The organism is Nocardiopsis sp. RV163, from assembly GCF_001029525.1.
Taxonomy (GTDB): Bacteria; Actinomycetota; Actinomycetes; order Streptosporangiales; family Streptosporangiaceae; genus Nocardiopsis; species Nocardiopsis dassonvillei.
In genome coordinates, this window is record NZ_LEKI01000150.1 from 1 (window position 1) to 14,397 (window position 14,397).

13 protein-coding genes are annotated in these 14,397 nt (G+C 72.9%); 6 read left to right on the top strand and 7 right to left on the bottom strand.

The genetic code is table 11. The annotated features are described in order from the left end of the window. Positions 1 to 163: 163 nt before the first annotated feature. On the top strand, positions 164 to 931 hold the full coding sequence (locus tag ABD54_RS21275) for a TSUP family transporter (protein ID WP_047871292.1): 768 nt from the start codon (positions 164 to 166) through the stop codon (positions 929 to 931). A gap of 20 nt (positions 932 to 951) precedes the next feature. Here the strand turns inward: ABD54_RS21275 and ABD54_RS21280 are convergent, their stop codons facing one another. Together ABD54_RS21280 and ABD54_RS21285 are read right to left on the bottom strand one after the other, a co-directional pair. Further along, positions 952 to 1,752, bottom strand: coding sequence for a GNAT family N-acetyltransferase (locus ABD54_RS21280; protein WP_047871293.1), 801 nt, complete (start codon positions 1,750 to 1,752; stop codon positions 952 to 954). Positions 1,753 to 1,923: 171 nt separating this feature from the next. Next, entirely contained in the window at positions 1,924 to 2,931 is a 1,008-nt protein-coding gene (locus ABD54_RS21285; RefSeq protein WP_047871294.1) for an ABC transporter substrate-binding protein, read from the bottom strand. A gap of 141 nt (positions 2,932 to 3,072) precedes the next feature. On the opposite strand from ABD54_RS21285, the gene ABD54_RS21290 reads away from it, so the two are divergent. From ABD54_RS21290 to ABD54_RS21300, 3 genes are read left to right on the top strand one after another with little or no spacing between them, the layout of a single operon-like run. Further along, positions 3,073 to 4,107, top strand: a complete 1,035-nt coding sequence (locus ABD54_RS21290; RefSeq protein ID WP_047871295.1) for an iron ABC transporter permease — start codon at positions 3,073 to 3,075, stop codon at positions 4,105 to 4,107. Further along, on the top strand, positions 4,104 to 5,195 hold the full coding sequence (locus ABD54_RS21295) for an iron chelate uptake ABC transporter family permease subunit (RefSeq protein ID WP_047871296.1): 1,092 nt from the start codon (positions 4,104 to 4,106) through the stop codon (positions 5,193 to 5,195). Before ABD54_RS21290 ends, ABD54_RS21295 begins: the two co-directional genes overlap by 4 nt. Positions 5,196 to 5,214: 19 nt before the next feature. Continuing rightward, a complete protein-coding gene (locus tag ABD54_RS21300; RefSeq protein ID WP_047871297.1) occupies positions 5,215 to 6,030 on the top strand; it encodes an ABC transporter ATP-binding protein in 816 nt (271 codons plus the stop codon). 273 nt (positions 6,031 to 6,303) lie between these two features. On the opposite strand, the gene ABD54_RS21305 is transcribed toward ABD54_RS21300, so the two are convergent. From ABD54_RS21305 to ABD54_RS21320, 4 genes are read right to left on the bottom strand one after another with little or no spacing between them, the layout of a single operon-like run. After that, entirely contained in the window at positions 6,304 to 6,879 is a 576-nt protein-coding gene (locus ABD54_RS21305; protein WP_047871304.1) for an ATP/GTP-binding protein, read from the bottom strand. A gap of 45 nt (positions 6,880 to 6,924) precedes the next feature. Further along, positions 6,925 to 7,305 carry a DUF742 domain-containing protein gene (locus tag ABD54_RS21310; protein ID WP_200904166.1) on the bottom strand — a complete coding sequence of 127 codons (381 nt, stop codon included), beginning with the start codon at positions 7,303 to 7,305 and terminating at the stop codon, positions 6,925 to 6,927. A gap of 4 nt (positions 7,306 to 7,309) precedes the next feature. Beyond that, positions 7,310 to 7,768 carry a roadblock/LC7 domain-containing protein gene (locus ABD54_RS21315; protein WP_047871299.1) on the bottom strand — a complete coding sequence of 153 codons (459 nt, stop codon included), beginning with the start codon at positions 7,766 to 7,768 and terminating at the stop codon, positions 7,310 to 7,312. Then, entirely contained in the window at positions 7,768 to 10,095 is a 2,328-nt protein-coding gene (locus ABD54_RS21320; RefSeq protein WP_047871300.1) for a nitrate- and nitrite sensing domain-containing protein, read from the bottom strand. Before ABD54_RS21320 ends, ABD54_RS21315 begins: the two co-directional genes overlap by 1 nt. Positions 10,096 to 10,491: 396 nt before the next feature. Between ABD54_RS21320 and ABD54_RS21325 the strand changes: the two genes are divergently transcribed. After that, positions 10,492 to 10,776 (top strand): 4a-hydroxytetrahydrobiopterin dehydratase, encoded by a 285-nt coding sequence (locus ABD54_RS21325; protein ID WP_047871301.1) that lies wholly within the window; start codon positions 10,492 to 10,494, stop codon positions 10,774 to 10,776. A gap of 92 nt (positions 10,777 to 10,868) precedes the next feature. On the opposite strand, the gene ABD54_RS21330 is transcribed toward ABD54_RS21325, so the two are convergent. Continuing rightward, entirely contained in the window at positions 10,869 to 12,488 is a 1,620-nt protein-coding gene (locus tag ABD54_RS21330) for an AMP-binding protein (protein ID WP_047871302.1), read from the bottom strand. A gap of 118 nt (positions 12,489 to 12,606) precedes the next feature. Here ABD54_RS21330 and ABD54_RS21335 point away from each other — a divergent pair, with 118 nt between their 5' ends. Further along, positions 12,607 to 13,635 (top strand): acyltransferase domain-containing protein, encoded by a 1,029-nt coding sequence (locus ABD54_RS21335; protein ID WP_047871303.1) that lies wholly within the window; start codon positions 12,607 to 12,609, stop codon positions 13,633 to 13,635. Positions 13,636 to 14,397: the final 762 nt, after the last annotated feature.

A 14,397-nucleotide genomic window follows, 5' to 3' on the forward strand; every position in this document is an offset into this window, starting at 1 on the left:
CCTCCCCCCCCGATCGCGCCCGACGGCGCGGAGCCGCCGCCCGCTCGGGCCAAGGGCCCCCTGGGACCGGACCCCCGGCGGGGTGAAGAGTAGGCTTCGTGGGTCAGCCACCCCGCCACGAAAAGAACCCATGATCACCTCTTCCCCCGGGCGCGCGCGGTAGATGGACCCCGAGATCCTCGGCCTGCTCCTGCTGGTCGGCGTCGCAGCGGGCTGGGTCGACGCCGTCGTCGGCGGAGGCGGTCTGCTCCTGCTTCCCGCCCTGCTGGTCGCCGCGCCCACCACGCCCCTGGCCACCCTGCTGGGCACCAACAAGCTCGGCGCCGTCTTCGGCACCACCTCGGCCGCCCTGGCCTACGCCCGCAAGGTCGGGATCGACCGCCGCGTGGTCGTGCCCACCGCCGGTCTGGCCCTGCTGGGCTCGGGGCTGGGCGCGGCCATGGCCGCCGCGCTCACCGCCGACGTCCTCAAACCCGTCATCATGGTGGTCCTGGCCGGTGTCGCCCTCATGGTCTACTTCCGCCCCGCCATGGGTGCGGCCCCCGACCGGGCTCTGCGTACCCGCAACCGTGCCCTGGCGGTGGTGGCCCTGGCGGGTCTGGGCGTGAGCTTCTACGACGGCCTCATCGGCCCGGGCACCGGCGTCTTCCTGATCATCGCCTTCACCGCCGTGGTCGGCATGGACTTCGTCGAGGCCTCGGCCTCGGCCAAGGTCGTCAACGTGTGCACCAACCTGGGGGCGCTGGTCGTCTTCGGTCTGGGCGGGCACATCGACTGGCTGCTGGGCCTGGGGCTGGCGGTGTGCACCATCATCGGCGCCCAGATCGGCGCCCGGATGGCACTGCGGCGGGGTTCGGGGTTCGTGCGCGCGGTGCTGCTGGTGGTGGTCATCGCCCTGCTGGTGCGCATGGGCTGGGACATCTTCACCTGAACGCGCCGCGCGCGGCGCGTTCAGCCGCGCAGCCGGTAGAAGTGGACGGGTGAGTTGGGTGTGAAGCCGATACGCGGGTAGACGGGGGCTCCGGCCTCGGTGGCCTGCAGCACGGCGCGCCTCAGGCCGCTGGCCCGCGCGCCCTCGCGCAGGGCCTTGCGGGTGACGGCCTCGGCGTAGCCCCTGCGCTGCCACCGCGGCTCGGTGGCCACGAGCACGACGAACAGGCAGTCCCGGGCGGGCACCGTCGCGGCGCAGGTGACCGCCTCGCCCTGGCGCATGCCCAGGTAGGCGTGGACGCCGTTCTTCCACAGGGCGGACCCCGCCAGTCCGTCGCGGCCCTCCTCCAACGCGAAGCCGTAGGCGCGTGAGTTCAGGTCGGCGTAGGAGGCAAGGTGTGCGTCGGTGCTCACGCGCATGAACGTCAGGTCGGGGTGGGAGGGCTCGGGCAGGTGCGCCAGGTCCGCGGCCATGCCGACACCGCCGAAGGCGCGCTCCAGGCCCGCCCGGTGGGCGGCCTCGCGCAGGTGTTCGCGCGCCCCCTGGTCGAGCAGGTCCTGAAACAGCCACAGGAAACCGGGGTGGCTCTTGGCGCGCATCACCTGCGCGGCCCGGTGCAGGTCGCGTTCCAGGGCCGCCGCGTCCACGTCCGGGCCGGTCAGCGTGAGGCAGTTCCAGAAGGCGAAGCGGCAGTCGGCCCAGCGCACGGCCAGGCCCGGCAGGTCGCGCACGTCGGCGCGCGGGTCGCGGTCCAGCACCAGGGGGCGCCAGACCCGGATGAGCTGTTCCATCGACTCGATCGACGCGGTGCGGTCCCTCATCAGGCCCCTTCGGGGTGTGGGGCCCGGTGCGGGCCCGGTGGGCGCTGTGCCCGCCCGCCGCGGCGGGCGGGCCGCGGCCGCGGTGGCGGGGTCAGCGCGTGGCGTGCGGTTCCACGATGGCGGGCCCGCCCCGGGTTACCGGCGGGTTCGCCCGTTCCGTGACCTGGCTGTTCACACCGCGGGCGGGGTCTGTCCGGTCAGGGCCCGGGTCACGTCCTGGATGATGCGGTGGGCGGCGTGGTGGTTGGCCGCACCCCACACGTCGTGGTCCATGCGGTAGACCCGTGCGTCCTGCACCGCGCGCAGGTTGGACCACACCCCTTCGGAGAAGGTGCGGGGCGCGTCGGGGTAGCCCGATCCGGCCAGGACGAAGAGCGCGTCGCCGTCCGCGCGTTCCAGGTGCTCATAGCCCAGGGAGACGAAGTCGGCCTCGCCCTGGGTCTGTCGCTGGTCCCGGGGTCGGGTCAGGCCCAGGTCCTGGACGATCTGTCCGGGGAAGGAGGCGGGCGTCTCCAGGCGTATCTCGCTCCGGCTCTGCAGCCGCACGAGCGAGACCTCGGTGGCGGCCGGGTCCAGGCCGGCCTCGGTGATCTGCTCGCGCGCCCGCGCCAGGGCCGTCTCGTACTCGGCCGCGGCCAGTTCGGCCTGTTCGGGGGAGTGCAGGACCTCGGCGACCTGGTGCAGGTGCTCGCGCCAGGAACCGGTTCCCTCCCACTCCAGCAGCACGGTGGGCGCTATGGCCTCCAGGCTCGACAGCATCCGGGTCTGGGCGCCGGGCTGGGTGTGGACGCCGATGATCAGGTCCGGGGCGGTGTTGGCCAGCGCCTCGATGCGGATGTCGTCCTCGGCGGGGGAGTTGGTGACCAGGGTCAGGGCGTCGCCGTCTGCGCCCGGGGGCAGGAAGGGGGCCAGGCCCTGTTCGGGTGCGCCGGGGGTGCCCATGGTGGCGGCCACGTCGTGTCCCAGCAGGGTCGCTGCGGCCAGGGTCGGGCGCCACAGGACGGCGACGCGCTGGGGTGTGGCGGGGATCTCCACCTCTCCGTTGGCGGCCTGTACGGTGCGGGTCGGCCCGTCCTGGCCGGTTGGGGGGGAGGGTGGTGCGGCGCAGCCGGACAGGGTCAGCGCCGCCAGGGCGGTTAGTGTGGCCAGGACACACACAGGACGCGACAACTCGGGCATAGCGGGCACCCTTCCGTGCGAACGGGATGAAGGTAAGGCTAACCTGTCCGAGGCGGCGCGCGGTGCACCGGTGCCGCCCCCGGGCTGCACCCCACCAGGGCAGCCGCGTCCACCACCCACGCCACAACGAACGGGGAAGCCGTGGCCCTGCGCGCCCCCACCCTCACACGCCCCACCCTCACCAGACGCATCATCCGCCCCACCGGGCTGGTCGCCGCCCTGGGCCTGCTCACCCTGTGCGCCCTTGCCAGCGTCACCATCGGCACCAAACCCATCCCCGCCGCCGACGTGTGGGCCGCACTGACCGCCTACGACGGCTCCTACGACCACGACGTCATCCGAAGCCTGCGCGTACCCCGCACCGTCATCGGCGTCTTCGTCGGCGCCGCACTGGGCCTGGCCGGAGCCCTCATGCAGGCCCTGACCCGCAACCCCCTGGCCGAACCCGGCATCCTCGGCGTCAACGCCGGCGCCGCCGCGGCCGTGGTCATCGCCGTCACCGCCTTCGGCGCGACCGGCACCGGCTACGTCTGGCCCGCATTCCTAGGCGCCGCCCTGGCCGCCGTCGCCGTCTACGCCCTGGGCTCACGCGGACGCTCCAGCGCCACCCCCGTACGCCTGGCCCTGGCCGGAACCGCCGTCGCCGTCGTCCTGCAGGGCCTCGTCCACGGCGTGTTCGTCCTCAACGAGTTCGTCTTCGACCGCATCCGCTTCTGGCAGGTCGGCTCCCTGGTCGGACGCGACCTGGACGTCTTCTGGCAGGTGGCGCCCTTCCTGGTCGCGGGCATCGTCCTGACCCTGTGCCTGGGCCCCTCCCTCAACGCCGTCGCCCTGGGCGACGACCTGGCCGCCACCCTGGGCGCCAACATCCCCCTCATCCGCGCCGCCACCGCCGTGGGCGTCATCCTGCTGTGCGGCGCCGCCACCGCCGCCGCGGGCCCCATCTGGTTCGTCGGCCTCGTCATCCCCCACGCCGCACGCCTGGTCACCGGACCCGACCAGCGCTGGCTGCTGCCCTACTCCGCGGTCCTGGGCGCCGTCCTGCTCACCGCCGCCGACACCCTGGGCCGCGTCATCGTGCCGGACGCCGAACTGGAGGTCGGCATCATCACCGCCTTCGTCGGCGCCCCCCTGTTCATCGCCCTGGTCCGCAGCACGAGAATGGCCCAACTTTGAGCCGCACCCTGACACCGCACCGCCCGCGCGAGCGCGCCCGCACCACACCCCGCGGCTCCTTCGCCCTGCGCCTGTGGGGCGAACGCCTGTCCCTGCTGGTGCGCCCGCGCACCCTCGTCGCCGCCGCGGCCCTGACCGCCCTCAGCGCCGCCGCCCTCATCGTCTCGGTGGCGGTGGGCGACTACGAGATCCCGCTGGGCGCCGTGCCCGCCGCGATTCTGGGCTACGGCGAACGCCTGGACGTGTTCTTCGTCCAAGGGGTGCGCCTGCCCCGCGCCCTGACCGCCATCGGCGTGGGCGCCGCCCTAGGGCTCGCCGGAGCCGTCTTCCAGAGCCTGTCGCGCAACCCCCTGGGCAGCCCCGACATCATCGGCTTCACCAGCGGCGCCGCCACCGGAGCCGTCGCCGTCGTCCTGCTCTTCGGCGCCGGACGCCTGGGCGTGTCCCTGGGAGCCATCGCCGGGGGCATGCTCACCGCCGCCGCCGTCTACCTGCTCTCCACCAAGAACGGCGTCCAGGGCTACCGGCTGGTCCTGGTCGGCATCGGCATGGCCGCCATGCTCGGCGCCGTCCGCGACTACCTGCTCACCCGCGCCGAACTCACCGACGCCCTCAGCGCCCAGATCTGGATGATCGGCAGCCTCAACGGCCGCGGCTGGGCCGAGGTCGCGGCCGTGTGGATCTGCCTGGCCCTGCTGGGACCGGTCCTGCTCGCCCTGGGCCAGCGCCTGCGCTTCATGGAACTGGGGGACGACACCGCCCGCGGCCTGGGCGTGCCCACCCGCTCCACCCGGCTGATCGCCCTGGCCGCCGCCAGCGCCCTGACCGGCGCCGCCATCGCCGTCTCGGGCCCCATCGGCTTCGTCGCCCTGGCCGCACCCCAGCTGGCCCGGCGCCTGATGCGCACCGGCGCCACCACCCCGGCCGGATCCGCGCTCATGGGCGCCGCCCTGCTGGCGGTGGCCGACCTGGTCGCGCTGCGCGCCCTGGCCCCCACCCAGCTGCCCGTGGGCGTGGTCACCGCCGTCATCGGCGGCAGCTACCTGATCTGGTTGCTCTACACCGAATGGCGCGGCGGACGTGCCTGACCGAAACCGAGGAAGAACGATGACCATCGCCGACCACTCCGCCTCCCGCCTCAACGGACGCGACCTCACCCTGGCCTACGAGCAGCGCGTCATCTCCCAGAACCTGGCCGTCACCATCCCCGACAACTCCTTCACGGTGATCGTGGGACCCAACGCCTGCGGCAAGTCCACCCTGCTGCGGGCCCTGTCGCGCACCCTCAAGCCCGCGCACGGCCACGTGCACCTGGACGGCAAGGCCATCAGCTCCTACCCCGCCAAGGAGGTCGCCCGCCGCCTGGGGCTGCTGCCGCAGACCTCCGTAGCCCCCGACGGCATCGGCGTGGCCGACCTGGTGGCCCGCGGCCGCTTCCCCCACCAGGGGTTCCTGCGCCAGTGGTCCAAGCAGGACGAGGCGGTCGTGGCCGAGGCCATGGCCTCCACCGGGGTGGCCGAACTGGCCGAGCGCTCGGTGGACGAACTCTCCGGAGGGCAGCGCCAGCGCGTGTGGCTGGCCATGGTCCTGGCCCAGCAGACCCCCCTGCTGCTGCTGGACGAGCCCACCACCTACCTCGACATCGCCCACCAGATGGACATGCTCGACCTGTGCGCCCAACTGCACGCCGAACGCGACTACACCCTGGTCGCGGTCCTGCACGACCTCAACCACGCCTGCCGCTACGCCACTCACCTGATCGTGATGAAGGAGGGCGCCATCGTCGCCGAGGGCGACCCCTCCACGGTGGTGACCGCGGCACTGGTCGAGGAGGTCTTCGGCCTGCCCGTGCGCATCATCCCCGACCCCGAGACCGACACCCCGATGATCGTGCCCGTCGACCGCCGCGGCGCCGCCCGCTGACCCCACGACCGCCGCCGACGGTCTCGGCCGCGCGACGCCCGGGCGGGGGAGGGGCGCGCGGCCCCCGCCCGCCCCCGCTCCGCGCAGCGCGCGCAGGGCGGGAACACGTCATCGGCCATCTGTTCGAGGAACCGTTCCCGTAGCCGGGCCAGTTCCTGCTTGGAAAACGACACGGTGGCCGCAACCTCCCCAAAATCAGGGTGTTGCGACCACCGCTAGAACCCAAGCCACGCGCCCCGGGCCCCACCGCGCCCCTGCCCGGGGCGTCCCCTCTCAGGCGCCCGACAGCTCCAGGCGCAGCACCAGAGCCACCAGCTCCACCAACACCTCCTTGACCGACTCCCGGTCCCGGGCGTCGCACAGCAGCAAAGGCACCCGCTCCTCCAGGTCCAGCGCCACCCGCACGTCGTCCGCCCGGTGCGTGCGCTGCCCGTCGAAGCAGTTCACCGCCACCACGAACGGCACCCCGCGCGACTCGAAGAAGTCGATCGCGTCGAAGGAGTCCGCCAGCCGTCGGGTGTCGGCCAACACCACGGCCCCCAAAGCGCCCTCGGTCAACTCCTCCCACATGAACGAGAACCGCCGCTGGCCCGGAGTGCCGAACAGGTACACCACCGTCGACCCGTCCAGCGTGATCCGGCCGAAGTCCAGGGCCACCGTCGTGGTCGCCTTGGCCTCCACCCCGTCCAGATCGTCCACGCCCACACTCTCGGAGGTCATGACCTCCTCGGTGTGCAGCGACTCCACCTCGCTCACCGCCGAGACCAGGGTGGTCTTACCCGCCCCGAAACCCCCCGCGACCACGATCTTGAGTGTGTCGGGAACCGGCCCCGCACTCTCGGTGTCCATCACGACCAACGACACATCCACTCCACCTCGACACCACCTTGCCCCTCACAGCTGACGGATGCGCTCCAGCACCGAGCGCAGCGTCCCGGCGTCGGGCCGGTGCCGCTCCCAGTCGGAGGTGCGCACCACCACACGGCCCTGGTCCAACAGGTCAGCCAGCAGGATCCGCGTCACCCCCAGCGGAAACCCCGACCGCGAGGCCACCTCGGCCACCGACACCGGCTGCGCGCACAGCGACAGGATCAGCTCCAGCTCCGGGTCCAACCGCGCCTCGGAGGGCGAGGCGGCCGCGACCACCTGCGAGGTCATCGAAAAGTCCGTACGCGAGGGGCGCGTGCGCCCACCCGTCAACGAGTACGGCCGGATCAGACTCGACTCGAACGACCACTCCCGTCCCGGCTCCCCACCGGACGGCTCAGCGTCCACGCCCTCACCTCCTCACGCTCCCGCGCCGCGGCAGCGCCGACAGATGCGGACCCACCTGGCGCACCAGGCGGTTCACCTCGAAGGCCGCCTGGCCCATGTCGCACGTGGACTCGGCCACCAGCGCCAGCGACGCGCCCTGACCGGCGGCCAACACGAAGAAGAACACGTTGTCCATCTCCACCACCGTCTGACGCACCTCCGCGGCGCCCAGTTGCCCCCGGGCGCCACGCGCCAGGCTCGCGAAACCGGACGCGATCGCGGCCAGCCGCTCACCCTGCTCACGCCCCAGGTCGGCCGAGCACGACAACAGCAGCCCGTCCGCCGACAGCAACAGCGCGTGCCGCGCCCCCGCCCCCCGCCGCACCAGGTCGCCCAGCAGCCAGTCCAGCGTCCTGGCCGGGGACTGCTCCTCCACCGCTTCGGCCGTCCGGCCTCCCGCCGCCGCGTCCGCCGTCATCGACATCACCCTTCCGAACTCTCACCGGGGCGCGCACCGCGCGCGCCGTCTCCATCCCCGTCCGGAGGCTGTGCGCGCCCGCGCAGGCTCCCGGACTGGAAAGCACTCATCATCGACCGGATCTCGGTCAGCGACCTCTGGTCCGCCGCCTCCCGGACCCCGGGCTCGGCGGGCGCGGCCGGGGCGGGCGCGGGGGAGGGCCGCACGCCCTTGCGCCGCCGCCGGGGCAGGCCCTTGTAGGTGTCGCCCGTGTCCTGGTCCGCCGCCCCCCGCGAGGGTTCGGCGCCTCTCTCGCGCCCGCCCCGTTCCCCGGTTCCGTCCGGTGCGGTCGGGGAGTCGCCCGCCAGGACCAGCCGCTGCGAGCGCGCGCCCTCCTGTGCGGGCGCGGCCTTCGGGTCACCGGCCGTCTCGGGCCCCTCGGCGCCCGTGTCCCGGTCTGCCAGCGCCTCGGCCGGGATTGACACGACCGCGCACGTGCCGTGGTCCGGCCCGGCGCTCAGCGTCACCTCCAGGCCGTGGCGCGCGGCGATGGTGGCCACCACGAACAGCCCCAGCTGGGAGTCCTCGCGCATCCGGGCCAGGTCGAAGCGCGGCGGGTCGCGCAGCAGGGCGTTGGCCGCCTCCACCTGTTGGCGCGTCATCCCCAGCCCCCGGTCGCGCACCTCCAGTACGCATCCGCCGGCCTGGCCGTCGCGGCCGTGCACCGTCACCTCCGTGCCCGGGGGCGAGAAGGACGTGGCGTTCTCCAACAGTTCCGCCAGCAGCCGCACGGTGTCCGCGCCCACCTCGCCGCGCAGCGCCACCCCCGGCACCGCCAGCACCCGCACCCGTACGTAGTCCTCGATCTCGCTGGCCGCGGCCCGCACCGCCTCGTGCAGACGCACCGGAGCCAGCCCCCGCCGTACCGGGGCGTCCCCGCTGAGCAGCATCAGGTTCTCGGCGTTGCGCCGCATCTGGGTGCTGAAGTGGTCGATGCGAAAGAGCGACTCCAGCACCTTGGGGTCGGTCTCGGCGCGCTCCAGCGCGTCCAACAGCCCCAGTTGGCGGTGCACCAGCGCCTGCGTGCGCCGGGCGATGTTGCGGAACATGTTGCGCACGCCCGCGCGCACCTGCGCCTCCTCCACCGCCGCCGCCACGGCCGCGCGCTGGGCGTCGTTGAAGGCCTCGGCCACCTGTCCGACCTCGTCGGTGCTCTCCACCCGCAGCCGCGGCACTTCGGCGTCCACGTCCACGCTGCCGCCCGCGCGCAGCCGGGCGGTCACCTCGGGCAGGCGTACCCGGGCGTGCTCCAGGGTGGCGGTGCGCAGGTCCTGCAGGCGTCTGCCCAGGCGCTGGGTGGCGCCCACGGCGACCGCGGAGGAGACCAGGGCGGCCACCAAGGCGGGCACGCTCACCAGCAGGACGCTGGTGCGCAGTTCGGCCGACTGCGAACGGCTGAAGGCGATGACGCGGTCGATCTGTCCCTGTTCGACGTCGCGCATGCGCGCGTCCACGGCCTCGGCGGCGCCCTGCCAGGCTGTGGCGTTGACCGGCACGGTGGCCCCGCCCCGTACGGGCATGGAGATGATGCTCTCCTGTAGCTGGTAGATGCGCTGCAGCTCGGTGTAGGACTCCAGTTCGATGTAGTCCTGGCTGTCCTCCGCGCTCATCTCGACCACGACCCGTTCCCAGGTGTAGTGCTGGGCCCCGGCCGCGGCGGCGAACTGCGCGTGGGCCTGGAGGGGGAAGGAGTTGGTGGCCACGGCGTGGGCCAGGACGGTGTCCTGCTGGTTGAGGAGTTCGCGGGTGCGCATCAGCGAGGTCAGGGAGCGCAGGTGCGGGGCCTGGGCGGGGTCGGCGCGCTCGACCTGGGCGTCCCACACGCGCAGGCCCTGTTCGATGACCTCGTCGTAGACGGTGGAGGTCTGCTCCAGGTCGATCTCGGCGGGGGAGGAGGCGTCCACCCGGGCGCGCAGGGTGTCGACGCGATTGACGGCGGCGCGGAAGGCCAGGACCTGTTCGGGCAGGTCCTGGATGTCGAAGGCGTCCAGGCTCAGGCTCAGGGCGTCCACGGCCTCGTCGGTCTGCTGGCGCGAGTAGGTCAGGTACAGGGAGGTGCGCTCGGTGCCCCAGGCCGCGTCCATGGTGGCGCGGCGTTCGCGCTGGAGCGCGCCGATGGTCTCCTCGACGGGGACGCCGAGCTGTTCGGTGAAGGTGGCGGTGGTGCGCAGTTCTGCGATGTCGCCGACGAGCAGGGCGGTGAAGGCGGCCCACAGGGCCAGCAGCACGGTGCTGGGGAACAGGACCAGCGTGATCATGCGGGCGCGAAGCGAACGGCGCTTGTTGTGGGGCATGGGCTCGCTTTTGGGGGAGGGCGGTGGACGCTACCTGCGAGGGCGTCCGCCGGTGTGGGGGAGGGGCCGGAGTTCCCCAGAGTGAACCGCTCAACGGGGGATTGCGCAAGCCTGAGGGGACGCAGCGGCCCGTTCGGGCGGGATCGGCGCAGGTGGGAGGCCTGGCCTCAGCTTGGTAACACGAACTACGAAGCTACTAAGTATATTAAAATCTACGTCGTACAGTCGGGCCTTCGATTCTCTATCAAACGAGAAAAACAACAAAGGAGCGGCTCCGCCGCAACGACCACCGGCTCCCGCCCCATGTGACCCGCACCCCGCACACGGGTACGTAGCCCTCAGCGACCACTCGCACGCGCATCGGCGCGCGACCGCCACCGGGGGAGAGGACCCGACATGAGACTCACCGAGGAACAGATCCGCGACGGCCTGACCCGCCTCACCGACTGGGAACTGGACCCCGCCGCACCCGCCATACGCCGCACCGTGCGCCTGCCCGACTTCCCGGCCGCCATCGCCCTGGTCAACGAGATCGCCCAGGCCGCCGAACAGGTCGACCACCACCCCGACATCGACATCCGCTACGACACCCTGCACCTGGCGCTGAGCACCCACTCAGAGGGGGCCGTCACCGACAAGGACATGTCCCTGGCCGCCCGCGTGGACGAGCTCGTCCCCTGACCCCGCGGCCACAGCGCCCGGCCCCGGGGAGCGGCGCCCGGGGCCGCGCCGACGCGCCCCCACCGCCCCGGACCACAGGACGCGGCCCACCCTCAGCGCAACCGTGCCCGGCGCATCTTGCCCGAGGCCGTGCGCGGCAACTCCTCCACGAAGTCCACCACCCGCGGAGCGGCGTGCGCCGCGAACCGCTCCCGCACCCAACCCTTGAGCTCCTCGGCCAGCTCCGGAGCGGCCTCACGGCCGGCGCCCAGAACCACCCGCGCACCGATCACCTGCCCCGCCAGCTCGTCGGGGACCGAGTACACCCCGCACTCCTGCACCGCGGGGTGGTCGTTGAGCACCGACTCCACCTCGCTCGGACCGATCCGGTACCCGTAGGTCAAGATGGCGCCGTCGTCACGGGTGGAGAAGAACAACGACCCCTGACGGTCCTGGATGCCGGTGTCCCCGGTCAGGTAGTAGGCGCGGTCGGGGGTGAACCGCACCTGCGAGGCGCCCTCCTGGCCGACGTAGCCCTCGAACCAGGCCAGCGGACTGTGCGCCAGGTCAACCGCCACACGCCCGTAGGCGCCCAGGGGAGCGGGGTCGTCGGAGATCGCCTCCAGGATCTGCACCCGCCAGCCCGGCAGGGCGGGACCGATCGCCCCCGACGGCAGATCGGTCGGCCCCTGACCGGTCTCGCCGTTGGGCACGCCCACACACCAGCCCAACTCGGTCTGCCCGTAGTGGTCGCGCACCGGGACGCCGAACACGTCGGTGACCCAGTCGATGACGTCGGGGGCCAGCGGCTCGCCCGCACTGGCCAGACTCCGCACCATCACCTCGGGCGGCAGGGTCTTGGTGGCCGCGCGCAGCGTCCGGTAGGTGGTCGGATCGGCCGCCAGGTTGGTCACACCGTGCACGCCCAGCACGTCCAGGGTCAGTTCGGGATCGAAGAACCCGGCCCGCAGCGCCAGCGAGTTGTGCCCGGCCAGCAGCGGCGAGACGAGCCCGTGGTAGAGGCCGTAGGCCGAACCCGGGTCGGCGGTGTTCCAGTAGACGTCGTCCTCGCGCACGCCCAGGCCGTAGTGGTGGTAGGCGTGCAGGGCGGCCAGGGCGCGCACGGGCACGCGCACGCCCCGGGGCGGGCCGATGACCCCCGAGACGTAGACGACGGCCAGCAGACCGTCCCCGCCCACCGCGGCGTCGGGCACCGACGGCGCCGCGGCGGCGCGGGCGGCCAGTCCGGTGATGGTGTGGTCGCCCTCGTGGGCGGGCTCGTCGGCGGTGGTGACGATGTGCCAGGGGCGGTCGGCGCCGGGGAGGAGCTTGGCGCGGTACTCGGCGTCGCACACCACCAGGCGGGCGCCGGAGCCGGTGAGGCGTTCGTTGATGGCCGAGGGGGCGAAGGAGGAGAGCAGGGGGACCAGCACGGCTCCCAGACGCCACACGGCCAGGGCGGTGACGGTCAGGTCGACGCCCTTGGGGATGAGGGTGGCGACGCGGTCCCCGCGGGTGACACCCAGGTCGGCGAGGCCGGTGGCCAGGTCGCGAGAGCGCTGGGCGAGTTCGCCGAAGGTGAGGGTGGTGGCCTCCAGGGTGGGGCCGATCTCGGTGGTGGCGGTGGCGTGGGGGTCGTGGCGGTCGCAGAGGAGGTGTGCCACCGATGTGGTGGGTGTGTCGTAAGCGGCGAGCCAGTCGCGGACTTGGTGCTCCGGGTCGGGCACGGGCATCGGTGACGATCCTCTTTTTCGGTTGGTGTGGGGCTTTCGCGGGTTACGTCAACACTATGCCCACCTGTGAGGCCGACCTCACTCGCGCGCCGCGCGGGTGCTGGGACATGATGTGGGGATGGACAGCGTCGCGGTGGTGGAACGTTTCGGTCTGGGTGCGGACGTGCGCCTGTGGCTTGAGGAGGCGGAGCGGCTGCCGGAGCCTGTGAGGGCTCTGGAGGTTCCGGTGGGTGCTGAGGCGGAGCGGGTGTTGGACCTGTTCGCGCTGCAGGCGGTGGACCGGGCCGAGGTGGCGGAGCTCTGGCCGGGTTCGGGTTCGGCGTCGGGGGAGTGGCCGCCGGAGCTGTGGTACCTGGTCGAGTGCATGTACCGGCGCCTGTGCTCGGACGCGGACCTGGCGCTGGGGCAGTGGCGGGACTGGCCGTCGCTGGTGGAGGCCGAGGACGCGCGGGTGCGCGCGGCGTCGCTGTGGGCGTTCGCGGCTCGGGTGCCCGCGCAGTTCGAGGCGCACGCGAAGTCGGGCGTGGACCCGGCGGTGACGGCTGCGACGCTGGCAGACGTGGGCGTGCAGGTGGCGCGGTCGCGGCGCATGTTCGGCCGGTTGAGCGTGGAGACGGCCTCGTGGGTGGCGGCGCAGTTTCGGGGGCGCCTGTACTGGGTGGGCGGGTTGCAGCTGGAACCGGGGGTGCTGACCGACCAGGGCGGTGTGGAGTGGTACGCCGAGCAGGAGGCTGCGCGGTTGGGTCCGGGTATGGGTCGCGGGGACCTGGCGCTGCGGTTGCACATCCCTTCGGGAGGTCTGGACCCGGCGTCGGTGGATGACGCGCTGGGGCGGGCGCGGGGGTTCGCGCGGGCGCACCTGGGGTTCGATCCGGTGGTGGCCACGTGTACGTCGTGGCTGCTGGACCCGCAGTGGGAGGAGGCGTTGGGGGAGGACTCCAACATCGTGGGGTTCCAGCGGCGCTTCACGTTGGTGGGGCGCGGGCAGCCGGGGGAGTCGGACGTGTTCCGGTTCGTGTTCGGGATGCCGGTGGTGGACGTGGCCGCGGCCGGGCGGCGTACGCGGTTGGAGCGTGCGGTGGTGGAGCGGCTGGAGTCGGGGGGTGCGTGGCAGGTGCGCACGGGGTGGTTGCGGCTGCCCGAGTAGGGCTCGTGTGCGGGTTCCCCGGGGGCGCGGCGGCGCGGGCTCCGGGGAACGCGGGCCTGCGGGCGCCGGGGCGGAGGCAGAGGGCGCGTCGGGCTCGGCCGCGGGCATGGGAGGACGGGCGGAGGAGGAGTCGGCCGCCTCTACTTTACATAATGTGCATTATCGGCGATATGGGAGAGCCTGCGGGGAAGGGGTTCCCGGCCCTGCGAGACGTGCGTGTGGGCCCGGGGTGTGTGGACCCCGGTGCGTCCGGTGTCCGGCGGCGTGAGCGAGCCGCCGGGCCGCCGGGTGGCGGCGCTGGGGACAGCGTCGCGCCTCGGAAGGATCAGCGCGCCCGGAGTCCTTGGAGGCCGTGCTCCGGGCCTTGGCTGGCGGGCACGACCGTTGGCTGACCGCTCTGGGCGCGGCTGCCTCCTGCTCGGCCGCGCGCTTTGGTGTGCGGCTCCGGTCCCTCGAACGCGCTGAGGGGTTCGTCCTGGCCGGACCGACTCTGGTGCCGTCGCCCCTGGTCCGGGCGTCTTCTGGCCGTGGTGGTCGTCCGGGCGGGGCGCGAGGTCCCGGTGCGGGGGGCGGCTCCGGCAAGAAGGCGCTGGTGGGCGCCGGGGTGTCCCCTGTGCACGCACCCCGCTCCCGTTTTCTCCATGTTTCATGCATAAACCGTGTTATGCATGATTTTGTAGTTCTTTGTACTTCTATGCGAAGTTGCATGGCGCTTGGTTGGCCGCCCGGCCGCTCACCCCACGGGCGACCGCCCCCTTCCCC

Bases quoted from the DNA above. Each gene is read 5' to 3' on its own strand.
- ABD54_RS21325 (WP_047871301.1), top strand. From the start codon at position 10,492: ATGAGACTCACCGAGGAACAGATCCGCGACGGCCTGACCCGCCTCACC.
- ABD54_RS21280 (WP_047871293.1), bottom strand. From the start codon at position 1,752: ATGAGGGACCGCACCGCGTCGATCGAGTCGATGGAACAGCTCATCCGG.
- ABD54_RS21320 (WP_047871300.1), bottom strand. From the start codon at position 10,095: ATGCCCCACAACAAGCGCCGTTCGCTTCGCGCCCGCATGATCACGCTG.
- ABD54_RS21285 (WP_047871294.1), bottom strand. From the start codon at position 2,931: ATGCCCGAGTTGTCGCGTCCTGTGTGTGTCCTGGCCACACTAACCGCC.
- ABD54_RS21330 (WP_047871302.1), bottom strand. From the start codon at position 12,488: ATGCCCGTGCCCGACCCGGAGCACCAAGTCCGCGACTGGCTCGCCGCT.
- ABD54_RS21315 (WP_047871299.1), bottom strand. From the start codon at position 7,768: ATGTCGATGACGGCGGACGCGGCGGCGGGAGGCCGGACGGCCGAAGCG.
- ABD54_RS21300 (WP_047871297.1), top strand. From the start codon at position 5,215: ATGACCATCGCCGACCACTCCGCCTCCCGCCTCAACGGACGCGACCTC.
- ABD54_RS21305 (WP_047871304.1), bottom strand. From the start codon at position 6,879: ATGGACACCGAGAGTGCGGGGCCGGTTCCCGACACACTCAAGATCGTG.
- ABD54_RS21275 (WP_047871292.1), top strand. From the start codon at position 164: ATGGACCCCGAGATCCTCGGCCTGCTCCTGCTGGTCGGCGTCGCAGCG.
- ABD54_RS21335 (WP_047871303.1), top strand. From the start codon at position 12,607: ATGGACAGCGTCGCGGTGGTGGAACGTTTCGGTCTGGGTGCGGACGTG.